The sequence below is a fragment of the Sinorhizobium meliloti genome (genome assembly GCF_017876815.1).
Lineage (GTDB): Bacteria > Pseudomonadota > Alphaproteobacteria > Rhizobiales > Rhizobiaceae > Sinorhizobium > Sinorhizobium meliloti.
Map to the genome: position 1 here is coordinate 58389 of NZ_JAGIOS010000001.1, position 23458 is coordinate 81846.

Below are 23458 nucleotides of genomic sequence, written 5' to 3' on the forward strand. Positions count from 1 at the left end.
ACATTGGCATTAGCGGTCACCCGCCCCTCATCCGCCTGCCGGCACCTTCTCCCCGCAGGCGGCAGGGCTGTCCGGGGAAAGTTCCGGGTGAATCGAAATGTCGCAGGCGCATGCCCCGTCAGACGGCGTTTTTCCGTCTATTTTCTGGTTGTCGAGACTCAGAAAAGGAGACGGAGCATGCGGTTCACCCCTAGCATTTTCGCCCAGCTGCTGAAAGCGATTGATCGCCGCAGCTTTCAGGCGATTGTGGGTCGTCATGCCGGGGATGCCTACGACAAGTGCTTTACCAGCTGGGATCATCTGGTGGCACTGATCTATGCCCAGTTGAGCGCCACGACCAGCCTGCGCGGGTTGGAGGCGAGCTTCAACGCCAACAGTCAGCATCATTACCATCTCGGCAGTGGCCGGCTGATGCGCTCGACGCTGTCGGACGCCAACCGCCGCCGCCCGGTCGCCGTCTTCGCCGAGACCTTCGCGCTTCTGGCCGGTCAGCTCGACCGGCAGACGCGCCGGGAGGGCACCAAGATGCTGCGGCTGATCGATTCGACCCCGATACCGCTGGGTAAGCTGTACGATTGGGCCAAGTCGAACGGCCGCATCCGCGGCATGAAGCTGCATGTCGTCTATGATCCCAAGGCCGATTGTCCAGGCATCCTCGACATCACCGACGCCAACGTCAACGACGCCCAGATCGGCCGCACGATCACCATCGAAAAGGGCGCAACCTATGTCTTCGACAAGGGCTACTGCCATTACGGCTGGTGGACGGCGATCGCCGAAGCCGGCGCCAGTTTCGTCACCCGGCCGAAGACCAACATGGGACTGGCTTTGGTCGCTGAACGCCCCGTTGAGCAACCTCAAGGCGATGGCTTCCTGGTCCTCGAAGACAGCCAGGTCAGCCTCGCCAGCAAGGGCGATTCCAAGCTGCCGATCGGCTTGCGCCGGGTAATCGTCAAGCGCCAGGACGGCGATACGATCACGCTTCTGACCAACGACCTCGAGCGCTCCGCCGTCGAGATCGGCCAGCTCTATAAGGATCGCTGGCAGATCGAGCTTCTGTTCCGCTGGATCAAACAGCACCTCAAGATCCGCAAGTTCCTCGGCAACAACGACAACGCCATCCGCCTGCAGATCTTCGCGGCGATGATCGCCTATGCACTGTTGCGCATCGCCGCCCGCCTCGCCCGCGTCCCTCTACCGATCCTGCGCTTCACCGACCTCGTCACCCAGTGCCTGTTCCAGCGCAAAAGCATCGCCGAAATCCACAAGCCGCCGCAGGTCAATCCAAGCCGACCAAAACCCCGGACCATCCCAAACCAAATGGTCTTCCGCTATGCATGAATTTTCCCCGGACAGCCCTGCGCAGGCGGGGAGAAGGGACAAGCGGCGCCAACTGAACCCCGCATTCACCGCCCGCCCGAGGGAGCGAGCGGGCGCGGCATATCCCTTCTCCCCGCCTGCGGGGAGAAGGTGGCGGCAGCCGGTTGAGGGGCAATCCCGACCGAGCGGGGTTGAGGCGGTTGGGTTCCCGAGGGATCCCATTCATGAGCAGTATCCGCCGCACCGGCGCGCAAGAGATATGTGCCTGCCGTAGCGTTCTGACGGGGAGAAGGTCGCGGCAGCGGGATGAGGGGCATTCGCCCTATTCGCTATCACCCGGCAAACCATCGTTCCCGTGACCGCCCGGCCAGTCGCCGTATTTGCGCTGCCAGGAACGGGCGCCGAAGGGCAGGCTCACCAGATAGGCCACCGCAGTCACGACCATCGTCTCCCAGGTATAGGTCATCAGCGTCGCAACGTAGAAGACGACGACCAGGATGACGGGAAGGACCAGATCCCGGCGGACGCGGTTCTCCGACTTGCCGGACCAGACAGGAAGACGGCTGACCATAAGGAAGGCGATCAGGACGGTATAGACCGACGCGATCAGCGCAAAGGTCCTTTCCGGCGCAAGACCGAGCAGGCCAAGATAGACGGGCAGCAGAACCAGCATCGCACCGGCCGGCGCCGGAACGCCGACGAAATATTCCGACTGCCAGGACGCCTTGACCTGGCGCTCCGCCATGACGTTGAAGCGCGCCAGCCTCAGACCGACGGCAATGGCGTAGATCAGGGCCGCAATCCAGCCGAGGGAACGCGCCTGATCGAGCAGAAACACGTAGAGGACGAGGGCGGGCGCGACCCCGAAATTGATGATGTCGGCAAGCGAGTCCATCTGGACCCCGAAACTCGAGGTCGCCTTTAGGAGACGCGCGATGCGCCCGTCGATGCCATCGAGGAAAGCGGCAAGGAGCACCATCGCAACCGCGAGCTCGAATCGATTCTCGAATGCCAGCCGGACGCCCGAGAGGCCGGCGCAGATCGCCAGGACCGTGATCATGTTCGGGACCATCAGCCGGAGCGGAATCTCCCGCAACCGGGGCCCCCGGGCCTTGTCGTGCGTGCCGGTGGCGCCCACGTGCTCAGCGGCTTCCGGGATTCCTGCGGATTGTTCGTGGCGGGGCTCTTCCATGACCTGTCCTCACGCGCGCCGGCTGATGACCGGGCCCTTCGCCGATCCGAATTCGGCGAGCACCGTCTCGCCGCCCGTGGCCGTCTGACCGACCGTTACGCGCGGTTCCGCACCGGCAGGCAGGAACACGTCGAGACGCGAGCCGAAGCGGATGAGGCCGAAACGCTCGCCCGCCTCGAGCGACGCGCTCTCGCGCGTCCAGCAGAGGATGCGGCGGGCGACGAGACCGGCGATCTGGACCACGCCGATCTGCCCGTGTTTCGTCTCGATGACGAGGCCGTTGCGCTCGTTTTCCTGGCTCGCCTTGTCCAGCTCGGCATTCACGAACTTGCCGGCACGGTAGGCGATTCGGCGTACCGTGCCGCCCATCGGCGCACGGTTCACGTGGCAGTTGAAGACATTCATGAAGACCGAAATGCGCAGCATCGGCTCCGAGCCGAGGCCCAGTTCCTCAGGCGGCATCACGGTGGCGACCGACGATACGGTGCCGTCCGCCGGGCTGATGACGAGATCGTCGTCGATCGGCGTCATGCGCTCCGGATCGCGGAAGAAATAGGCGCACCAGGCGGTCAGAACGAAGCCGATCCACATCAGCGGCTCCCAGAGGAAGCCAAGCGCCAGCGAAACGACAAAGAAAATCGCAATGAAGCGGTAGCCTTCCCTGTGGACCGGTACGAGCGTGTTGCGCACTGTGTCGATCAAACTCATGAACTCTACTCTCCATATTTGCTTTGCGACGTGAACTAGCGCGAATCAGACAGCCCGGCAATGTCGAAGACCCGGAGACAGAGGACTCGCGGCAACCTCGCTGTGGTCAGAGCGCCGGCATTCCCCGGTCGACGATGCCGAGATCGTCGCTCTCACGCACGCGCTTCAACTGTTCCTCGGCCTGCGTTGCCTCGCGCTGGCGGCTCCACATGGAAGCATAAAGTCCGCCGCGGTCGATAAGTTCGCCATGGGTGCCGCGTTCGGCGATCACGCCGTCCTTCAGGACGATGATCTCGTCGGCGTTGATGACCGTCGACAGGCGATGGGCGATGACGAGGGTGGTGCGATTGCGCGACACGATATCCAGCGCAGCCTGGATTTCCTGTTCCGTCTTCGTGTCCAGCGCCGAAGTCGCCTCGTCGAGGATCAGGATCGGCGGCGCCTTCAGGATGGTTCGCGCGATCGCGACGCGCTGTTTCTCGCCGCCCGAAAGCTTCAGCCCGCGCTCGCCCACCATGGCGCGGAAGCCTTCCGGCAGGTCGCGGATGAAATCGGCGATCTGCGCCGCCTCGGCGGCTGCCTCGACCTCCGCATCGCTCGCGGTCACCCGGCCGTAGCGGATGTTGTAGGCGATCGTATCGTTGAAGAGCACCGTGTCCTGCGGCACCATGCCGATTACGGAGCGGAGGCTCTTCTGGGTGACGTCACGCACGTCCTGACCGTCGATGGTGATCGATCCTTCCTGGACATCGTAAAAGCGGTAGAGCAGCCGCGACAATGTCGACTTGCCGGCTCCTGAGGGGCCGACGACTGCAACCGTCTTTCCGGCGGGCACCTCGAAGCTGATCCCTTTCAGGATCGGCCGTGCCGGATCGTAGGCGAATTGGACGTTCTTGAAGGCGATTGCGCCTCGCTCGATCTTGAGCTCCTTCGCATTCGGCCGGTCGACGACCTCCGCCCGAACATCGAGCAGATCGAACATATGTTCGATATCGGTAAGGCCCTGGCGGATTTCGCGATAGACGAAACCGATGAAGTTCAGCGGGATCGCGAGCTGGATCAGCATCGCGTTGATGAACACGAAATCGCCGATCGTCTGCTCGCCGCGCTGCACGGCGAGCGCCGATATCGTCATCATCACCGCCGTGCCGGCACCGAAAATCAGCGCCTGGCCGAAGTTCAGCCAGCCGAGCGACGTCCAGACCTGCGTCGCGGCCCGCTCGTAGCGCTCCATCGACTTGTCGAAGCGCTTCGCCTCCATCTCCTCGTTGCCGAAATATTTGACGGTCTCGAAGTTGAGCAGCGAATCGATCGCCTTGGTGTTCGCATCGGTGTCGCTGTCGTTCATCGAGCGCCGAATGGCGATGCGCCAGTCGCTCGCACGTACCGTGAACCAGATGTAGAGCCATACCGTGACAGCGGTCACCAGGAGATAGGTGAAGCCGTAGCCCCACCAGAAGATCACCGCCGTCAGCAGGAACTCGATGAGCGTCGGTACGCTGTTGAGGATCGTGAAGCGGACGATCGTCTCGATGCCCTTGGTGCCGCGCTCGATGATGCGCGAAAGCCCGCCCGTGCGCCGCTCGAGATGGAAGCGCAGCGAGAGCTGGTGCATGTGAACGAAGGTCTTGTAGGCAAGCTGCCTGACGGCATGCTGGCCAACACTGGCGAAAAGCGCGTCGCGCAACTGGTTCAGGCCGGCCTGCAGCAAACGGGCGAGGTTATAGGCGAGCACCAGCATCACGGCGCCGGTCAGGAACTGCGGCAGGAAACCGAGCGCGTCGGGCTTGTTGTTGAGCGCATCCGTCGCCCATTTGAAGAAATAAGGGACGAGAACGAGCACCGCCTTGGCGATTACCAGGATCACCGTCGCCCAGACCACTCTCAGTTTCAGATCGATCCGATCGGCCGGCCACATGTATGGCCACAGATTCGCTATGGTTTCGATCGGATTGGCACTGTCGGCGGAAACCGTCTTCTTCTGCGCCACGTCTCTGTCCGCTTCATTTTTGTTGACGAAGACCGCAGGCGAACCGCAGCCGAGATCACGTTGTTCTCTAGCGCGTCATCGTCCCACACCAGCTTCAATGAAAAGCGGCGCCTTTTAAGGAAGACGCCGCTTTTCCTGACAGATAGGCCCGGCTTCCCGCCGACGCAATGGAGGCGCCGGCAAAAGAAGGGCGAAACTCAGTGCCGCATATGCTTGCGGTGGACTTCCCGCGATTCCTCCTCGGAAAGCGCCTCGTCCGGAACCCCGAAGACCTGGCCCGGACGGATCAGGTCGGGATTTTCGATCTGCTCGCGGTTCGCAAGGTAGATCGTGGTGTAGCGCAGACCGGCACCGTAGACGCGGCGCGAGATTTGCCACAGCGTATCACCGCGGCGGATGATCACTGACGTCTTGCTTTCCTTGAGCGGTGCCTGCTCGATGGTGGCCGGCTGTTCCTTCGCCGCATCCGAAGCCGGCGCCGCCGCCTGTTCGACCACGGTTGCGTTTGTCTCGCCCGCTGCCGAAGGCTCCGGCTGCTTCGAGGCATCATTCGCCTGCACCGCCAAGGGCTCGGCGGATGCCACCGAGGTGCCGACATTCTGGCGCGTCAATGCGGACCCAAGAGCGCCATCGACCTTCTCCACCGCCGCTGCGACGCTTGACGGGTCCTGCGGCGCAGCCTTGAGCGCGTCCAGCGCCGTTGTCGCCGCCTTGGACGCTTCAGCGGCGGCCGCCGCCAAATCGGCATCGGAGCCGTCGGCCGGCTTGAATTCGGCCAGCGACTGGAGGGCGAATTCGGTTGCCGAGCGGGCCGCGGCGAGTTGCTCCATGGAAGGCTGCTTCCCGTCGGCAAAAAGCGCTTTCAAGAGGGTCAGTGCCTTGCCCGCTTCCGCCTTCAAACGGTCGAGACCCGTCGTGGGTGCTGCAAGCGTCGAACCGGCGATGGCGGCAACCTGCGCACCTGCCGGCCGGTCGAAGGGCACGGAGGCACGCATCGCCACCTTGCTCGCATCTTCGTTCATCATATCGGCGCGGATGATATGGCTGCCGACCGAGAGCTCGATCAAGCCGTCGACGACAAAATGTCCCTTGTCGTCGGCTTTCACCTCACCCAGCAGCTTGTCGTCCGCGTAAATGCGGACAAGGGCGCCGGGCTTGGCGTTGCCTGCGACATACATCATGCCGCCTTCGATCTCGACCGCCGTCACCTGCAGCCCGGGAATGGTTGCCGGAGAGGCGGGAGAAACGGAAGCCCCGCCGGGCTCGCCGGCCGGTACCGTGCCCGGCTCGGCGGCTGCCTGCATCGGCTTCGGCTCAGCTTCCGGCGTCGTGATCAGCCGGCTCGCCTTGCCGGCCTTGGATACCATTGCCAGCAGCTGCCCGCTCGAATCCTTAGGAACCGAAACAGTCGCAACCTCCTCCGACGTCTTGCTGTGTCCGCCTGAGCCGACGCTTCTGAGCGTCAGTTGGTGGTCGCCTGCCGAGAGCGGCTTGTCGAAGACGGCGGCAAAATCGCCGCCCGCGCCGACATTGGCGGTGCCGACGACCGTGTCGCCGCTCAGGATCTCGAGCTTCGTGCCGGGCTGGGCTCTGCCCGCGACGACCGTCGAGCCGTCCGGTTCGACGCGCAGGACGTCAAACCCCGGAACCGTCCAGTTCGCCACCGGGTCGGATGCGGCCGCATTGCCGCCGGAGGCCGCCGTCGCCTGTTGCGCTGCGTTGCCTTGCAGGGCGGACGGATCGGTCTTCGTTGCCGCCGCCGTTTGGCCGGGCTGCTCGCCTGCGTCGGATTGGGCCACCGCCCCTTTGTCGCTGTCACGCAGATTCGGCTGAACCACAAAGATCATCAATGCGGTCGCGATTGCCAGGACGCCAAGGGCCACCCAGCTGGCCTTATTCTTAATCATGCCACTCTCCACAGGGCGGAGCGCCTTTATGCTCCCCGCATGCCCCACCGGCCGGCGCTGCGGCGCCAGGTGCATTATAGCGCAACCGCAGCACACTGTCCGAATTCTTCAATGTATTACTGAAATTGCTAACGTTTCTTATAGTTCTATACAAGCGCTCACTATGATTCCGGCGCTCGACAGCCGGAGATTTTTCGTCCATTTTCCTTGACCCGTGCTGCACTGCAATCTCTGGTGGGACCATGAACAAGGAAACCACGCCGATTCTATCCGTTTGCGTTTATTGCGGTTCTCAGCCCGGGCGTGACGACGCCCACATCCAGGCCGGCCGCACCCTCGGCAAATCGATCGCCGATCATGGCCTGCGCCTCGTCTATGGCGGCGGCACGCGCGGGATCATGGGCGCCGTGGCAAGCGGCGTGCTTTCATCCGGCGGACACGTCACCGGCATCATTCCGGAATTCCTGATGGACAAGGAAGCGACGCGTCACTCGCTGGGCCAGCTGAACGAACTGATCGTTACCGCCGACATGCATGAGCGCAAGCACAAGATGTTCGAGCGCGCCGACGCCTTCGTCGCCCTTCCGGGCGGGATCGGCACGCTCGAGGAGATCGTCGAAATCATGACCTGGGCGCAGCTCGGCCGCCACAGGAAGCCGATGGTCTTCGGCAATGTCAACGGCTTCTGGGATCCGATGCTGGAGCTGATCGACCACATGCGCGACCAGGGATTCGTCCACACGGCGCATCTCGTGCAGCCGCTGGTGATCGACCGGGCGGAAGACATCGTCCCCGGCATCCTTGCCTCGGTTCGCGCCAACGGGCGCGAGGGCGAAGCCGAGATCATCTCCAGGCTCTGATCTAGTGCGGGATGAGGAACAGTGTGTGCGGTTTTCCGCCCGCATCCCGCTCTAACTTCAAACTCTGCCGATCATTCGGCCGGCGTCGGTTGAGCCGCTCGCCGCGCCCTGCTCTCCGCAAGCATCGCTCCCGAATAGATGAAGAGCGCGGCCCAGATCAGGGCGAAGGCGACGAGTTTTGCCGTTCCAAAGGGTTCGTGGAAAACGAAGACGGCGATCAGGAAGATCATCGTCGGAGCGATGTATTGCATGATCCCGATCGTCGAAAGCCGGAGCAGCTTCGCGCCATTGGCATAGATCATCAGCGGCACGGCGGTGACGATCCCGCAGGCGAGGAGAAGCAGGACATCCGTCATGTTGGAGTCGCCGAGGAAGTGGCCCTGCCCCGTCGCCTCGAGCCAGATGACATAGCCCGCAGCCGGGATGCTGAGCAGCAGGACTTCGAGGAAGAAGCCCTGGTTCGGCCCGACCGGCAGCGTCTTCCGGAAGAACGCGTAGAAACCCCAGGAAAAGCACAGCCCGATCGAAACCCAGGGAAGACCGCCCGCGTCGAAGGCAAGCACGCCCACGGCGAGCGCGGCGAGGCCGATCGCCACCATCTGCGCCGGATTTGGCCTCTCCTTCAGCAGCAGCGCACCGAGGAAGATGGAGAACAGAGGGTTGATATAGTAGCCGAGCGCCGTCTCGATCGCCCGGCCCGCGCCGATCGCCCAGACATAGATGCCCCAGTTGATCGTGATGAGAGCCGCCGTGACCGTGGCCATCATCAGCACGCGTGGAGAGCGCAGCGCAACCTTCACGTCCTGCGTGCGGCCGAGCCACACGAGCACGAGGCCTGCGAGCGGCACCGACCAGACGATACGATGCGCCACGACTTCGGCCGCAGGGATATGCGAAACCGCCTTCATGAAGAAAGGCAGGAAACCCCACAACAGGTAGGCTGCCAGCGCGAAGGCGAAACCTTTCGGGGAATCGACATTCTCTGCGGGCAAATTCGCGTTCGGCTCAGCCATGATTTTGATCCTGAAATTCCACCGGAGCTAAGCGGGAAGCGCTCCGGTCGCAATCGACGGCCAACCCTCTCGGGAGCAATTGCCGTCAGTCCTCCTGCGTCCTACTCCAACGGACGGTGATGCACCAATTCATTTCCGTGAACCGATGGATGAACGGCGTTGATGCGGACGGAGCTGGATATCCCGCGCAACCCAACATCATCGTGATCCAAACTACTCGGCCGCGATCGATCCGACCTGATCGCGGTTTTTGAGCAGCTTGTAGACGATACTGTCCATCAATGCCTGAAATGAGGCGTCGATGATGTTGTCGGATACGCCGACCGTCCACCAGCGCGCCCCTGAGCGGTCCGTCGATTCGATCAGGACGCGGGTGACGGCCTCGGTGCCGCCGTTGAGGATGCGCACCTTGTAATCGGCAAGTTCCAGATCGGCGATCTCGGACTGGTACTTGCCGAGATCCTTGCGAAGCGCGAGGTCGAGCGCGTTGACCGGGCCATGCCCCTCGGCGACCGACATCATCGTTTCGCCGTCGACGATCACCCTGACCACGGCCTCCGATACCGTCTTCAGCTTGCCGTTCGCGTCGAAGCGGCGCTCGACCATCACCCGGAAGCTCTCCACCCGGAAAAAATCGGGCACGGTGCCGAGAATGCGGCTCGCGAGCAGCGCGAAGCTCGCATCCGCACCTTCATAGGCATAGCCCGTCGCCTCGCGTTCCTTGACGATCGAGATCAGCTTGTCGAGCCGCGGATCGTCCTTGGAGACCGTGATGCCGCGCCGCTTGAGAGCATTGATGAAGTTGGCCTTGCCTCCCTGATCGGAGACCATGACCTTGCGCAGGTTGCCGACGCTTTCCGGCGCGACATGCTCGTAGGTCCTCGGATCCTTGAGCAACGCGGAGGCGTGAATGCCGGCCTTGGTGGCAAAAGCCGAAGCGCCGACATAGGGGGCCTGGGGATCCGGAGAGCGGTTGAGCAACTCGTCGAAGGCATGGGCGAGCTTGGTCAGTTCCTGGAGCCTCTCGGCATCGATTCCCGTCTCGAAACGGCTCGAATAGGTTTCCTTCAGGGCAAGCGTCGCAATCAGCGTCACGAGATTGGCATTGCCGCAGCGTTCGCCGATGCCGTTGAGCGTGCCCTGGATCTGACGAACGCCGGCTTCCACCGCAGCCAGCGAGTTGGCCACCGCCTGCCCCGTATCATTATGCGCATGGATGCCGAGATTTGCACCGGGCACTCCCTCCGCAATCACGGCCGAGACGATCTCGCGGATCTCGGGAGGCTGCGTGCCGCCATTCGTGTCGCAAAGCACGACCCAGCGCGCGCCGGCCTCGAAAGCCGTTTTCGCGCAGGCGAGCGCATAGGCGGAGTTCGCCTTGTAGCCGTCGAAGAAATGCTCGCAATCGACCATCGCCTCGCGGCCGGAAGCCACGACCGCCTCCACGGAAGCGCGGATATTGTCGAGATTTTCCTCGTTCGTACAGCCGAGCGCCACCTCGACATGATAATCCCAGCTCTTGGCGACAAGACAGATCGCATCGCTCTTGGCGCTCAGCAGCGCGCTCAGGCCCGGGTCGTTGGAGGCGGAGACGCCGGCGCGCTTGGTCATGCCGAAGGCGACGAAGGAGGCCTTGTCGGTGCGCCGGCACTTGAAGAACTCCGTATCCGTGGGATTGGCGCCGGGATATCCGCCCTCGACATAATCCATGCCGAATTGATCAAGCAGCGACGCAATCGCGATCTTGTCCTCGACGGAAAAGTCGATGCCGGGCGTCTGCTGCCCGTCCCGAAGCGTCGTGTCGAAGAGATAGATGCGTTCCCTGGTCATGTCTCGATTTCCAACGTACAGATCACTGATCGTTTGCGGGTCTTCCTACCCGCCCTATTCGGCCTTGCCGGCGCATTTATCGGTCGCCCGGATGAGCCGGTCGAGAATGCCCGGCTCCGAATAGGCATGCCCCGCCCCCTCGATGAGGTGGAATTCGGCTTGCGGCCAGGCCTTGTGCAACTGCCAGGCATATTTCGCCGGGCACGGCATGTCGTAGCGGCCGTGCACGATGACCCCCGGAATTCCGTGGAGCTTGTGGGCATCGCGCAGCAATTGCCCCTCTTCCAGCCAGCCGGTATTGACGAAGAAATGGTTTTCGATGCGGGCGAACGCATGAGCGAATTCGTCTTCCTCGAAGGGCGTACTGGTGGCCGGCTCCGGCAGAAGGGTGATCGTCTCCCCCTCCCAGATGCTCCAGGCCCTGGCCGCCGCAAGCCGCGTCGCACGGTCCTCGCTTGTCAGGCGGCGGTGATAGGCCCGCATCATCTCGTGGCGTTCTTCCGGCGGGATCGGCGCGACGAAGCGTTCCCACTTTTCGGGGAACATTTCCGAGACGCCGAACTGATAGTACCAGTCGAGCTCGGCCTTGGTCAGGGTGTAAATGCCCCTGACGACGAGCTCGGTTACCCGCTCAGGATAGGTCTCGGCATAGGCCAACGCCAGCGTCGAGCCCCAGGAGCCGCCAAAGACGAGCCACTTGCCGACCCCGGCAAATTCCCGCAGCCGTTCGATATCGGCCACGAGGTGCCAGGTCGTGTTGGCCTCTATCTCTGCATGCGGCGTCGACCTGCCGCAGCCGCGCTGGTCGAACAGCATCACATCGTAGAGCGACGGATCGAAGAGCCGGCGGTGGTTCGGCGAAATCGTACCGCCCGGGCCGCCGTGGAGGAAGACCGCCGGCTTGGCGCCGGGCGTGCCCACCCGTTCCCAATAAATCGAATGGCCGTCGCCGACATCGAGGTGCCCGGATGCATAGGGCTCGATCTCGGGATAGAGGGTACGCAATGGAGAACTCACGATAGATCTTCCTCGGGCGGCCAGTGCACCGTGTCGTAGTCGGGATGCTGGCGGTTGGATTCCAGGACTATGAGATGGCGCTCGGCAGCCGCTTCGCTGCCGTCGTCCGTCTCTTTTTCGGGGAGCTGCGGCAGATGCGAAAACCAGAACATCCGCGACTCGACGCCGGACTGGTAGACCGGCTGGACGTCATCCGGATCGTCGAGCGAACCGAGCGCGATGTTCAGGAAGCTCGCATCCGGCATGTCGTAGAAGAGCGGCGTCCCGCAATCGCGGCAAAAGCCGCGGCGCACGAGATCGGACGAACGGTACCAGGCGGGCTGGCCGCGCGTGATGCGGAAGCCTTCGCGCGCGATATTGGCGAGCGGCAGAAAGTAGTTGCCCGCCGCTTTCTGGCACATGCGGCAATGACAGATATGCGGATCGCCCAGCGTGCCCTCGGCGCGGTAGCGCACCGCGCCGCACTGGCAACCGCCGGTGAAGATGCGTCCGATCATCGTGCCCAGACTCCGCCCGGAGGCCACTGCTCCGTCTCATGGTCCGGATCCTGAAACGAGATGATCTGCTCCTGCCGCCCGTAATAGTCGGGATCGTCGTGAACCGGCTGCTCGAAGATCGATTCGACCCAGGGAAGCCGGGACTGGTAATTGACTTGGATTTTCGGCGCGAGATCGGAGCGGTCGTCGAAGGCGCCGATGGCGATTTCGAGGCCGCCGGGATGCCGATAGGTCAGCGGCGTGCCGCATTTCGGGCAGAAGCCGCGATCGATATTAACTGATGACTGAAAGTAGCTCGGCTCGTCACGGGTCCACTCGACCCCGTCCTTCGGCGCCGTCACCAAGGCGGAGAAGAAAGAGCCGAACTGCTTCTGGCACATGCGGCAATGGCAGATCGAGGGGCGCCCGAGCTCTCCGCGGATGCGGAAGCGGACGGCCCCGCACTGGCAGCCTCCAGTCCTGACGGCAGTGTTCATCCTCTTTCCTCCGGTGGCCAGGTTTCGGTGTCGTGGTCGGGGTGCTGATAGGAAACGAGATCGGCAAGAAACGAGACAGCCTCGGGGTCGGCCATGGTCTCTTCGCCGGGCAGCTTGGATACGTGATCGACATAGGGCAGTTTCCCTTCGACGCCCCATTGGATGGTCGGCGCGATGCCTTCCGGCCTGTCGAATGCAGCGATCGCGAGCGCCATGCCATCCGGCGCCTCGTAGGTCAGCGGTGTTCCGCAGTCGCCGCAGAAGCCGCGCCAGACCACATTCGAGGACCGGAAGCGCTTGCGCTCGCCGCGGGTCCATACGAGCTTCGCGCCGCGTACGGAAACGAGCGGCAGGTAGAAATTGCCGCTCGCCTTCTGACACATGCGGCAATGGCAGACGGAAGCATCGCCGAGTTTGCCCTCGACGCGGAAACGGACCGCACCACACTGGCATCCGCCCGTATTGATCTCGTCAGCCATATCGCCCTCCTCTTTCCTCCGGCGTGCCGGCAGCGCCATCATCCTTAAAACTAGACCTGAGACCGCTTCACCTCCCAGGTGGTCACTCTTTCGCCGGTCTCGGGATCCTTGCCGTCCTTGAGCTGGATGCCTCTGGCCAGGAGATCGGCACGGATGCCGTCGGCCTCCGCGTAGTTCTTGGCCTTCAGAAGCTCCAGGCGCTCACGTACACGGCCGTCGATCTCGTGAACGACCGCCTCGTCGAGTTCGACCTCCTTCGGCACCACGCCGAGAAGCGCCGCGCTCGCGGCGAAGGTCCCGAGATGGCGCGAGTCGGCGGAAGCCTTTTGCGCCAGCGCATGCAGCGCCTGAATGGCGGCCACGGTATTGAGGTCGTCCGCGAGGGCGGTGACGACGGCCGGGTCCGCCTCGCCTGCAGCGTCGCCGTAAACCGGCCATTTCGACAGCAGATGCTCGGCCTCCTCCAGCCGCTTGATCGAGAAGTCGATCGGTTCGCGGTAATGGGTCATCAGCATCGCCAGCCGAAGCACCTCGCCCGGCCATTTGCGGCCGCCGAATTTTTCCGTGTGAAGAAGCTCGTAGATGGTGATAAAATTGCCCTCGGACTTCGACATCTTGCGGCCTTCGACCTGCAGGAAGCCGTTGTGCATCCAGACATTCGCCATCACCTCGGTGCCGTGGGCGCAACGCGACTGGGCGATCTCGTTCTCGTGATGCGGGAAAATCAGGTCGATGCCGCCGCCGTGGATGTCGAAGACGTCGCCGAGATAGCGCCCGCTCATCGCCGAGCATTCGATGTGCCAGCCGGGTCGCCCGCGACCCCAGGGGCTATCCCAGCCCGGCTCGTGCTCGGCGGAGAGCTTCCAGAGCACGAAATCGCCCGGGTTTTTCTTGTGCGCTTCGACGGCGACGCGGGCACCGGCCTGCTGCTCGTCGAGATTGCGCTTGGAGAGCTGGCCGTAATCGTCCATCGACCGCGTATCGAAGAGGACTTCCCCCTCGGCCTCGTAGGCATGGCCCTTGGCGATCAGCTTTTCGATGATCTCGATCATCCCGGCGATGTTTTCGGTCGCGCGCGGTTGCACGGTGGGATCCAGGCAACCGAGCACAGTCGCATCTTCGAGGAATTGCGTCTCGGTCTTCTCGGTCACATGACGGATCGCCTCGTTCAGCGGCAGCCCGGGATAGTCGCGCAATGCCCGCGCGTTGATCTTGTCGTCCACATCGGTGATGTTGCGGGCATAGGTGACGTGATCCGCGCCATAGACGTGACGAAGCAGCCGGAACAGGACGTCGAAGACGATGATCGGCCGTGCATTGCCGATATGGGCGTAGTCGTAGACCGTCGGGCCGCAGACATACATGCGGACGTTTTGAGGGTCGATCGGCCGAAAATCGGCCTTTTCCCGCGTCAGCGTGTTGTACAGCTTCAAAATCGGCATTCCGCCCATCCCAGATCTCCAAGTCTGCATGCAGCCGTCGCAATATAGTCGCCGGGTGGCCCCGCGCGTTTGTCATCTTGGATTTATGGAGACGAAAACGGCCAGGCCAGCGGATCGCTAGCGAATAATGTTCCGGCAAATAATGCAGATAACCGTTTTCATGGCGACCCTTATCGCGCGTCGCCCGGCGCCGGTCAAGAGGCGAGCCACGTGCAAGCGAAAGTCGTCAATCTGCAACCATGACGGCCATGGATTTGTCACGATTTGGCTTATCTGGAAATCATCGGAGGGGAAGGAGATTCGCGAATGCAGCCGGATACTGCATCAGGTCCTGTTTCCCGAGGAACAACAGGGACATGGTTTTCGTTGAAAATTCACGAGGGCTAATGTTCCCAATAGGGAAAACACCAAGGAAGACATGCAATGAAGGCCGCCAAAATTGCCGAACGCAAGCCGCCGCCGTCCGATCTGCTGACGAAATACCGCCCGCTTGGCCTGAAGGCCGTCCTCGCAGCCGCGCTGCAAGTCAGGGCGAAACCGGCGGACAAGAAGATCGCGAAGCGTTCGGCTTAGTTCCGATCTGGGCAGCCCCTCATCCCGCTGCCGCGACCTTCTCCCCGTTCTGAGGGGGAGAAGGGACAAGCCTCGGCTTCACCGCTCACTCTTGAGCGGCTGAGGGCAGAGCGGGGCCGCGAGTCCCCTTCGCCCCGCTTGCGGGGAGAAGGTGGCCGGCAGGCCGGATGAGGGGCGGTCCTTGGCTCAAAACAGCGACATCTGCCCGCCGTCGTCCCGATCGTCAGAGCGCCCCCTCTTCGGGATCGGCGCTATGGGCGCGACCTCGTCCTGGAGCTCAGGGCCGGTGTTGCCGACCTTGTTGACCTTGTCCGAAACGGGGATTGCTTCGAAATAATCCTCCGCCGCCGGGACCATGAGGTCGGCCACCTCGCGGGGTTCCTGGCTCTTGCAGTCGAGCCAACGGGAAAAGTCTTCGGGCTGGATCACGACCGGCATGCGGTCATGGATGTGACTGACGGCGCGGTTCGCATCGGTCGTAAGGATCGCCGCGGTGTCGACCTCCGAACCGTCGGCGGAAGACCATGTCTCCATGAGCCCGGCGAAGGCCACGATCCCGCCCTTTTTCGGCCGGACCCAAAAGGCTTGCGAGGCCTCCCGGCTGCCCTTCACGGGGCGGCGCCATTCGTAGAAACCGGACGCCGGCACCAGTACACGGCGATGGCGCATTGCGGCGCGGAAGGCGGCCTTGCCGATCGCGGTTTCGGCCCGAGCGTTGATGAGCAGCGGAAACTTGCTCGGGTCCTTGACCCAGCCTGGGGTGAAGCCCCAACGGACGAGCACGGCCTTGCGCTCCGGCAGGTTGCTGCCCGGCTCCGGCCGATCGGAGGCCACGATCACGATTATCGGCTGCGTCGGCGCGATGTTGAAGCGCGCAGGAAATCCCTCCGCCTCAAGCAGGCCAAACAGTTCCAGCAATTCCTCCGGCGTGGCCGTAAGCGCAAAACGTCCGCACATGACATCGATGTGGCACTTCACGTAGTATGGGTCAACGACCGAGGTGATTTTCGATTCCATGATGACCAAACAACCCGAGCGCGCCTCCTCCGCCATTCTCGAACGGAACGGCCGCTATCTTCTTGTCCGGCGGGCCAACCCGCCGTCAGCAGACATGTACGCTTTTCCCGGCGGCAGGGCGGAGCCCGGCGAGACGCCTGCGCAAACGGCATTGCGCGAACTCGCCGAGGAAACCGGCATCAGCGCCCGCGATCCCGTGCTCTTCGAAATCTATGACCTGCCCGCTATAGGCCCGCAGGAGCGTCACTTCCTGCTCTCGGTCTTCACCGTCGAAGCCGATCCTGATTTGGTCGCGATCGCCTGCGATGATGCCGCCGGCGTTGGCTGGTTCACACCGGAGGAGATCTTCACCTTGCCCATTCCGGAAAGCGTGCGCGACTGCGTGGAGAAGCTGACGGCCGGCCGGCCAAGGCGTGTTCCCGGGTCAGCGACCGGCGTCAGTTCCGATTTGAGGGGTTCATGATCGATACGCGACTCCCGTCCAGACTGTTGCTGACAGGCATCCTCCTCGCGACCGCCGCGGGCGCGGCGGCTCAGGAAAAGCAGCCTGCCCCGCAGACGACCGCTCCCTCTCCCTCCCCGGCGCAGGAGGAAAAGCCGACTCCCTACGACCAGCGGTTGATCCGCCTCGCCGAAATTCTCGGCTCGGTGCATTATCTGCGCAATCTCTGTCTAGACCAGTCCGAGGACGGCTGGCGCCGCTCCACGCAGGAACTGATCGACAAGGAGGCGGCCGGAGAGCCGAAACGGCGCGAGCGCATAACCGCCGCTTTCAACCGGGGCTATCGGACCTTCGCCTCGGTCTATACCAGGTGTACGGAGCCCGCGACGCTCGCGGAAGAACGCTACCGTGCCGAAGGTGCAACACTCGCTTCTGAAATCGTCGCCCGCTTTGGAAATTAGGCAGATATTAACCTCTTTTTCCCTGACCCCGTGTCGTTTCGGGAAAAGGCTGCTAAGTTTGTTAAGAGAGTGATAAGAAGTAACCGGCCTGTCTGCCCGTTCAGTTGCGGTTCAGCGGATAGGCGCTAGGTTAGCCACGTGCACGTATTGGAAGCCGCATGGAACGAATGATGGAACCAAGCCTGACAGACATCGACGACATGATCGTCCACGAGAAGATGCAGGCGGCGCTCGAGCACCAGAACGAGGCTTGGGCGGATGGCATGGCCGACGGCATCGAGCCCGAAATCATCGCCGATGCGGCGATTGCGCTTGCCATGCGCGAAACCGTCCGGCTTCATGGCGAAGAAGGTGCCGAGGCAATGCTTAATTCGCTTCGCGAGCGCATGCTCGCCGGAGAATTCTCGCCAGAGCGGACGATTCAGTAACATCAGGACTGCCCGATGAACCGGAACCCTGCAAACCGGGCCCTCCCGGTTGGTCTTGTTGTGCTGCTGGCGGGTGCGACTATGACTGCCACGCCCGTGCTGGCTCTCAGTGAGTTTCAGGGCGCCCCTGCTCCCATTGCCGGCGAGCAGAACGCAGCCCCAGGCGATGAGGCCGAAGAGGCCGCGCCGGAAGAACGGACCCCCCTTGAAATTCCAATGCCCGACCCTCTCGTCGACAGGACGGCCGTCGAGTTGAAGGACGATGAGATTGCCGCGCCGGACGTGGTGGAGCCTGTCGAGGTGCTGACGGATGTCTCGAAGATCCCGGTGCCGGTGGCACGCATGCGCGAACTGATCGTCGAGGCGGCGGCTTCGGGTGACATCGAGCGGTTGCGCCCTCTGCTCGGCAAGGGCCCCACCCAGACCCAAGTTACCGCCACCGCCGGGGAAGACGACCCGATTGCCGCACTCAAAAGTCTTTCCGGCGACCAGGACGGCATCGAAATTCTGGCCATCCTCCTCGATGTCATGTCGACGGGCTTCGTGCTTGCGGACAAGGGTACTCCCGAGGAGGCCTATGTCTGGCCCTATTTCGCCGAGAAGCCGCTCTCGTCGCTGACCGCCCCGGAAAAGGTCGACCTCTTCCGACTGGTGACCGCCGGCGACTTCGCCGGGATGGAGGAGTTCGGCACCTATAATTTCTACCGCGTCGGCATCACGCCGGATGGAAAGTGGAAGTTCTTCGTCGCGGGAGATTGAGCGCGTCTCGTGCCGGAGAGACGGAATGCCGGCGGATCCCGCTCGGGCATGCTTGCCCTTCCCCGGCAGACATCCTACCTCTTCAGGATAGAGAATAGGACTCGACATATGCCAATGGTTTGCCTCGACGACCGCGCAATCATCCGCGTCTCCGGAAAAGACGCGGAGACCCTTCTTCAGACGCTGATCACGACGGACATCGCCGCGCTGACCGCGGACGAGGTCAGGCCCGGTGCGCTGCTGACGCCGCAGGGCAAGATCCTTTTCGATTTCCTGATCTCCCGCGACGGCGAAGCGTTGCGCCTGGAGACGACGGAGGATCAGGCCGAGGCGCTCGTCAAGCGCCTGACGATGTACAAGCTGCGATCGGCAGTGGACCTGTCGCTCAATTCGCCGGCGCCGGTCACGGTCGTGTTCGGAGAAGACGCGCCTGCCGAGAGCTATCGCGATCATCGGTTCGAGAAGGCGGGCGTATCCGTTTTCCGCCTCTATCGCGACGTGCCTGCAGCGGAAGCGGGCATCGCCGACCTTGACCGGCTGAGAATCGCGGCGGGCATCGCCGTTGCCGGCCGCGACTACGACCTGCAGGACGCCTTTCCGCATGACGTGCTCATGGACCTGAACGGCGGCCTATCCTTCCGCAAGGGCTGCTATGTCGGGCAGGAGGTCGTTTCGCGAATGCAGCACCGCGGCACCGCGAGACGCCGCCTCGTCATCGTCGCCGGCGCGGCGACGCTGCCGCCGAGCGGAACGAACATTTCCGTCGACGGGCGGCCGATCGGTTCTCTCGGCACCGTACTGGATCGGGACGGCCTGGCCATCGTCAGGATCGACAAGGCGGGCGAAGCGATCGCCAAGAGTGAGGCCATTCTTGCAGGCGACGTGCGCCTTACCCTGACGCTGCCCGCCTGGACGGGGCTTGCCTTTTCGAGCGAGGCAGGAGAGGCGAGCGCATGATGAGTGCGCGTGCGTGGCAGCGTATGCTTTCCGGGCGGCGGCTCGATCTTCTCGACCCCTCACCGCTCGACGTCGAGCTTTCCGACATCGCCCACGGACTTGCCCGCGTGGCGCGTTGGAACGGGCAGACTTCCGGCGACCACGCCTTCTCCGTTGCCCAGCACAGTCTCGTTGTCGAGGAGATTTTCCGTCGCACCAATCGCTGCGACGCCCAGGATTGCCTGATGGCCCTGCTTCACGACGCGCCGGAATACGTCATCGGCGACATGATCTCGCCGTTCAAGGCCGTCGTCGGCGGCGGCTACAAGACCGTGGAGAAGCGCCTGGAGAATGCTGTCCACCTGCGCTTCGGGCTTCCGGCACACACGCCCAGGGAACTCAAGGAGCGGATCAAGAAGGCCGACCGTATCGCCGCCTATTTCGAAGCGACGGAACTTGCCGGCTTTTCCGCAGAGGAGGCCCGCAAGTTCTTCGGCCAGCCGCGCGGCATCACCCGCGAGATGTTGCTGATCGATCCCCTGCCCGCGGTCGAGGCGCAGCGCCTCTTCGCCACGCGCTTCAATGCGTTGGAGTCCGAACGCGCCAAGGCGAGGCAGGAGGCGTGACCATGACGGCAATCGTCGTCTCGCCGCTTCAGCGCATCGCGGAAATGGCCGTCCGGCACGGCTGCCGCGAAATGCTGAGCCTGCTTGCGAAGGGCCAGAATTTTCATCGCCCGGCCGTCATCGACCATGCGAAGCATCTGACGATCGGCGTCAACGACATCAGCTTCGCCGGTACGGGCGGCCTGATTGCGCCGCAGGAAGAACACGTTCATCGGATCATCGATTTCGCCCGCAAATGGGACCGGACGCGGCCGATGCTCATACATTGCTGGATGGGCGTCTCCCGCTCGCCTGCGGCCGCGCTGATCGCCGCACTCGCCGTCGAACCGGACCAGGACGACCACGCGCTCGCCAAGCGCCTCCGCGCCGCCTCGCCCTTTGCGACGCCGAATGCGCGGCTCGTGGAAATCGGCGACCGGGCGTTGTCGCGCAAGGGTGCGCTCGTCGCCGCGGTGCGAGCCATCGGCCGCGGCGCGGATGCCGACGGCAATGCGCCTTTCGTCCTGCCCCTGCAAGACGTGCAACATGCCGGGTGAAGCGCAGCCGGTCACGGTCGAGATCGGGCTCAATGCCGTGATCGTCGCGGTCGTCAGCCGCAGCCCGCGCATCCTCGCCGTCAGCGAGGCGGACGGCGACGCTCGCGACAGCCTGCCCTTCGGCCCCTTCGATCCGGCCCGCCACCGTACTTTCGAGGCGAGCCTGCGGGCGCGCGTCGAGAAGCGTACGGCGCTCAAGCTCGGCTATATCGAGCAGCTCTACACCTTCGGCGACCGTGGGCGCCAGCGTCTGCCCGGCGAGGAAGGCAAGCACATGGTGTCCGTCGGCTATCTGGCGCTGACGCGCACCGACGCCGAGAACAACGAGAGGCTGGCCGAAGCGGGCGCCCATTGGCGCGACTGGTACGGCTATCTGCCCTGGGAAGACTGGCGTCTCGGACGCCCCGCGATACTCGACCAGAGCATCCTGCCCGCGCTTGCCCGATGGGAGTCCGGAGACGAAAAGTCGGCCTCGGCACAGCGTCGTTCACGGATACGCCTCGCCTTCGGCCTTGACGACTTTCCCTGGGACGAAGAACGCGTGCTGGAGCGCTACGAACTGCTCTACGAGGCGGGACTGGTGCGCGAGGCCGTGATCGACGGCCATTGCCGCGATCCGGAGAGCCCGGCTGCAGGGCTGGCGATGCGCCACGACCACCGCCGGATCGTCGCTACCGCCGTCGCGAGACTGCGCGGCAAACTCAAATACCGGCCGGTGGTCTTCGAGCTGATGCCGCCGGCGTTCACCCTCACCGACCTGCAGGCAACCGTCGAGGCAATCTCAGGGCGCCATCTTCACAAGCAGAACTTCCGCCGCCTCGTCGAAGGAGCGGAGCTCGTCGAGCCGACGGGGGAGACCCTGGCATCGACCGGGGGCCGTCCGGCCGCACTCTTCCGCTTCCGCCGCCAGATCCTTGACGAGCGTCCCGCGCCCGGCCTCAAGGTCGGCGGGCGCTGACGCTGCCGCGTCGCTGGCATACGCGCAAACGGCAGTTGTGACGGGTCTGCAGCGCGGGCTTACCGTCGACGGCATCAACTGCCGCTATAAGTGGCGTAGCCGTAAGCGAGAGCAGCGGCACTTGGTAATGGCTGCTTCTCTTACGCCGCTATGCTGCTCATTCGCGGATTGGCTCAATCATCATGAGTTTCGATATCGGCTCCAATGCGGAAAGAGCGGGTTGGTCGGGTAACCAAAGGGTTTTTCCAAACCTGCACTCGTCTAATGGCACCGTCAGCTTTTCTCCTGATCGCATAAGCCTTGTTGTGATCGGCGAAATAGTTTTGATGGAGATCCCGCTTGATCCGCGGAAGTATATTCCCGACGGGAGCGACGATATCGATGAACCAGAGATGGTTCCCCGAAGCCCACTTGCCCGGTGGGGGATTGCATCCTTCGCGGAGCAGTGCTTCATGGTCGTCGTTGTCAACAAGTGCCCAGGTAACGAATGCGTTCGGTCGCCCTTCTTCGTCGAAGTACACTTTGCACTGACCGGCTTGAAGCGCAGGTATGATGTTACGACTTATGTCCGCAACGAACCAGTGTTTGTAGTCGCAATCCATCATGAGCGCAGTGACCATTCCGAGCGCTTCAAAAAAATCTAGGCGAACCTCCTTTGTCTTCTCCGTCAACGTTCCCCTAATCCGTCTTGAATTGCCTTGATTATTGGCTCGAAGAAGTAACTAATGAGCCGCCGTTCACCCGTTATCACATCGATCGTCGCAGTCATGCCGGGCGAGAACCCTATGTCGCGCCCGCCTATCCCAATTGTCTCTTGGTCGAGTACAAGGTGGATTGCGTAGACCCATTTCCCTGGGACGATGTCGCCGCGCGCATCCGCACCAACTCTAGTCACCCGACCGCGAACAATACCGAAACGTTCGGCCGGAAAGGCGTCAAACTTCACAAATGCCTCTTGCCCTTTTTCAAGAAAGCCGATGTCACGGTTGTCGAAGAAAGCTTCAATCTCCATGCCATCGCCGGAAGGTACGATGGACATGAGTGTTGAACCTGCTTCCACGAAACCGCCGATGGTAAATACCGTGAGGTTCTCGACCTTGCCATCTGCTGGTGCGCGAATCGCGAGCAAGGCCAGTTGGTTCCTAGCCGCGCTCAGTTCCGCTTCCAGCCCTGCAAGGGACGTGCTCGCCTCGTTCAGTTGTTTCTGATAGTTCTCGACTGCGGTCGAAATGATGCTCTGCCGCTGTCTAGCCAACGCGTTCGCTTCCGCTGCAAGGATATTCAATTCGCTCTCGGAGATGAGCACCTCCAGTTCGCGTGCTCTTTGCTCACGCAATCGCTCGAAGTAGTCTACTTCGCTGATGGCTCCCTTGTCCTTCAACTTGCCGGCTGACAAAAATTTCCTGGAGGAAATATCCAGATCAGACCGAGCTTTCTGCAGTCGCGCCTGCTGGGTTATTCGCGATTGTTCGACACGATCAAGTTGCGCATTGATCCGCGCAACCTGATCTCGAAGAGACGTTAGCACAGCCTCTATAAGTGCCTCCGCTCCGTCGATAACCTCCAGGTCATGCCGCTCCCTTTCGAAGGCAGCTCTGCCTGCCGCAAGCACATCATCGTTTGCGACTGCAACATTTGTCAGCGCCGCAATGATTACTCGGGCAACCGTCGCCCCGCGACGTTGGCGACGAACCTCGGTCAGCCTGAGCTTGATCTGGCTCTCAACCGAGACGGTATCCATGCCGACTAACAAGTCACCAGCCTTCACCGGCTGCCCCTCTGTGACCAGGATGCGTATGATCCTCCCGTTGGTCTGTGGCTGAACGAGCTGAACCCTGCTGACTGGAATAACCTTGCCTTGACCTCGGGCCACTATTTCGATCTTGAGCCAATAGCCTCCAACGAAAATCGCGACCAGACCCGAAATCAGAACCCAAGTGGTTAAGCGCACGGTTGGCGAGACTGGCCTCTCGATGACGGCTTCCTTCATA

General features: G+C 62.7%; 25 protein-coding genes. 11 read left to right on the plus strand and 14 right to left on the minus strand.

Annotation, left to right across the window (positions count from 1 at the left end):
- Nucleotides 1–177 precede the first annotated feature (177 nt).
- Nucleotides 178–1341, plus strand: a complete 1164-nt coding sequence (locus JOH52_RS00285; RefSeq protein WP_014529144.1) for an IS4-like element ISRm16 family transposase — start codon at nucleotides 178–180, stop codon at nucleotides 1339–1341.
- Between the two features lie 301 nt (nucleotides 1342–1642).
- On the opposite strand, the gene pssA is transcribed toward JOH52_RS00285, so the two are convergent.
- The 4 genes from pssA to JOH52_RS00305 form a co-directional block, all read right to left on the minus strand.
- Entirely contained in the window at nucleotides 1643–2512 is an 870-nt protein-coding gene (gene pssA / locus JOH52_RS00290) for a CDP-diacylglycerol--serine O-phosphatidyltransferase (RefSeq protein ID WP_010969056.1), read from the minus strand.
- Between the two features lie 9 nt (nucleotides 2513–2521).
- Nucleotides 2522–3220, minus strand: coding sequence for a phosphatidylserine decarboxylase (locus tag JOH52_RS00295; RefSeq protein ID WP_010969055.1), 699 nt, complete (start codon nucleotides 3218–3220; stop codon nucleotides 2522–2524).
- 106 nt (nucleotides 3221–3326) lie between these two features.
- Nucleotides 3327–5210: an ABCB family ABC transporter ATP-binding protein/permease gene (locus JOH52_RS00300; protein ID WP_010969054.1), complete on the minus strand. Its 1884-nt coding sequence runs from the start codon at nucleotides 5208–5210 to the stop codon at nucleotides 3327–3329.
- Between the two features lie 197 nt (nucleotides 5211–5407).
- A complete protein-coding gene (locus JOH52_RS00305; RefSeq protein ID WP_014529143.1) occupies nucleotides 5408–7117 on the minus strand; it encodes a LysM peptidoglycan-binding domain-containing protein in 1710 nt (569 codons plus the stop codon).
- Between the two features lie 242 nt (nucleotides 7118–7359).
- Between JOH52_RS00305 and JOH52_RS00310 the strand changes: the two genes are divergently transcribed.
- The gene (locus JOH52_RS00310) at nucleotides 7360–7977 is read left to right on the plus strand and encodes an LOG family protein (protein WP_003532718.1); all 618 of its coding nucleotides are present in this window, start codon (nucleotides 7360–7362) and stop codon (nucleotides 7975–7977) included.
- Nucleotides 7978–8048: 71 nt separating this feature from the next.
- On the opposite strand, the gene rarD is transcribed toward JOH52_RS00310, so the two are convergent.
- From rarD to cysS, 7 genes are all read right to left on the minus strand, one after another.
- A complete protein-coding gene (gene rarD / locus JOH52_RS00315; RefSeq protein ID WP_003532716.1) occupies nucleotides 8049–8990 on the minus strand; it encodes an EamA family transporter RarD in 942 nt (313 codons plus the stop codon).
- 213 nt (nucleotides 8991–9203) lie between these two features.
- Nucleotides 9204–10820, minus strand: a complete 1617-nt coding sequence (gene cimA, locus JOH52_RS00320; protein ID WP_010969053.1) for a citramalate synthase — start codon at nucleotides 10818–10820, stop codon at nucleotides 9204–9206.
- A 54-nt stretch (nucleotides 10821–10874) separates the two neighbouring features.
- Nucleotides 10875–11837, minus strand: a complete 963-nt coding sequence (gene pip, locus JOH52_RS00325; protein WP_014529142.1) for a prolyl aminopeptidase — start codon at nucleotides 11835–11837, stop codon at nucleotides 10875–10877.
- Nucleotides 11834–12334 carry a GFA family protein gene (locus tag JOH52_RS00330; RefSeq protein WP_010969051.1) on the minus strand — a complete coding sequence of 167 codons (501 nt, stop codon included), beginning with the start codon at nucleotides 12332–12334 and terminating at the stop codon, nucleotides 11834–11836. The genes pip and JOH52_RS00330 overlap by 4 nt, the downstream gene beginning before the upstream one ends.
- Nucleotides 12331–12810, minus strand: a complete 480-nt coding sequence (locus JOH52_RS00335; RefSeq protein WP_014529141.1) for a GFA family protein — start codon at nucleotides 12808–12810, stop codon at nucleotides 12331–12333. The genes JOH52_RS00330 and JOH52_RS00335 overlap by 4 nt, the downstream gene beginning before the upstream one ends.
- On the minus strand, nucleotides 12807–13289 hold the full coding sequence (locus JOH52_RS00340) for a GFA family protein (protein WP_010969049.1): 483 nt from the start codon (nucleotides 13287–13289) through the stop codon (nucleotides 12807–12809). The genes JOH52_RS00335 and JOH52_RS00340 overlap by 4 nt, the downstream gene beginning before the upstream one ends.
- Before the next feature lie 50 nt (nucleotides 13290–13339).
- Entirely contained in the window at nucleotides 13340–14740 is a 1401-nt protein-coding gene (cysS, locus tag JOH52_RS00345; protein ID WP_010969048.1) for a cysteine--tRNA ligase, read from the minus strand.
- A gap of 414 nt (nucleotides 14741–15154) precedes the next feature.
- Between cysS and JOH52_RS00350 the strand changes: the two genes are divergently transcribed.
- Nucleotides 15155–15304: a hypothetical protein gene (locus JOH52_RS00350; RefSeq protein WP_003532697.1), complete on the plus strand. Its 150-nt coding sequence runs from the start codon at nucleotides 15155–15157 to the stop codon at nucleotides 15302–15304.
- 186 nt (nucleotides 15305–15490) lie between these two features.
- Here the strand turns inward: JOH52_RS00350 and JOH52_RS00355 are convergent, their stop codons facing one another.
- Nucleotides 15491–16321 (minus strand): SOS response-associated peptidase, encoded by an 831-nt coding sequence (locus tag JOH52_RS00355; protein WP_003532696.1) that lies wholly within the window; start codon nucleotides 16319–16321, stop codon nucleotides 15491–15493.
- On the opposite strand from JOH52_RS00355, the gene JOH52_RS00360 reads away from it, so the two are divergent.
- The 8 genes from JOH52_RS00360 to JOH52_RS00395 all read left to right on the plus strand — a co-directional run bounded on the left by JOH52_RS00360 (nucleotide 16320) and on the right by JOH52_RS00395 (nucleotide 21467).
- Nucleotides 16320–16784: an NUDIX hydrolase gene (locus tag JOH52_RS00360; RefSeq protein WP_003532695.1), complete on the plus strand. Its 465-nt coding sequence runs from the start codon at nucleotides 16320–16322 to the stop codon at nucleotides 16782–16784. The genes JOH52_RS00355 and JOH52_RS00360 overlap by 2 nt on opposite strands.
- A complete protein-coding gene (locus JOH52_RS00365; RefSeq protein WP_003532694.1) occupies nucleotides 16781–17224 on the plus strand; it encodes a TIGR02301 family protein in 444 nt (147 codons plus the stop codon). Before JOH52_RS00360 ends, JOH52_RS00365 begins: the two co-directional genes overlap by 4 nt.
- Before the next feature lie 158 nt (nucleotides 17225–17382).
- Entirely contained in the window at nucleotides 17383–17652 is a 270-nt protein-coding gene (locus tag JOH52_RS00370) for a hypothetical protein (protein ID WP_010969047.1), read from the plus strand.
- A 15-nt stretch (nucleotides 17653–17667) separates the two neighbouring features.
- Nucleotides 17668–18411, plus strand: coding sequence for a hypothetical protein (locus JOH52_RS00375; RefSeq protein ID WP_010969046.1), 744 nt, complete (start codon nucleotides 17668–17670; stop codon nucleotides 18409–18411).
- A 108-nt stretch (nucleotides 18412–18519) separates the two neighbouring features.
- On the plus strand, nucleotides 18520–19368 hold the full coding sequence (gene ygfZ / locus JOH52_RS00380; RefSeq protein WP_013844248.1) for a CAF17-like 4Fe-4S cluster assembly/insertion protein YgfZ: 849 nt from the start codon (nucleotides 18520–18522) through the stop codon (nucleotides 19366–19368).
- Nucleotides 19365–19973 (plus strand): YfbR-like 5'-deoxynucleotidase, encoded by a 609-nt coding sequence (locus tag JOH52_RS00385; RefSeq protein ID WP_003532680.1) that lies wholly within the window; start codon nucleotides 19365–19367, stop codon nucleotides 19971–19973. Before ygfZ ends, JOH52_RS00385 begins: the two co-directional genes overlap by 4 nt.
- Nucleotides 19974–19975: 2 nt before the next feature.
- Nucleotides 19976–20509 (plus strand): tyrosine phosphatase family protein, encoded by a 534-nt coding sequence (locus JOH52_RS00390; protein ID WP_003532678.1) that lies wholly within the window; start codon nucleotides 19976–19978, stop codon nucleotides 20507–20509.
- Nucleotides 20463–21467, plus strand: a complete 1005-nt coding sequence (locus JOH52_RS00395; protein ID WP_010969045.1) for an NUDIX hydrolase — start codon at nucleotides 20463–20465, stop codon at nucleotides 21465–21467. The genes JOH52_RS00390 and JOH52_RS00395 overlap by 47 nt, the downstream gene beginning before the upstream one ends.
- Before the next feature lie 173 nt (nucleotides 21468–21640).
- Here the strand turns inward: JOH52_RS00395 and JOH52_RS00400 are convergent, their stop codons facing one another.
- Nucleotides 21641–22138, minus strand: a complete 498-nt coding sequence (locus tag JOH52_RS00400) for a toxin-activating lysine-acyltransferase (protein WP_003532674.1) — start codon at nucleotides 22136–22138, stop codon at nucleotides 21641–21643.
- Nucleotides 22135–23457 (minus strand): HlyD family type I secretion periplasmic adaptor subunit, encoded by a 1323-nt coding sequence (locus JOH52_RS00405; protein ID WP_013844246.1) that lies wholly within the window; start codon nucleotides 23455–23457, stop codon nucleotides 22135–22137. Before JOH52_RS00405 ends, JOH52_RS00400 begins: the two co-directional genes overlap by 4 nt.
- Nucleotide 23458 lies beyond the last annotated feature (1 nt).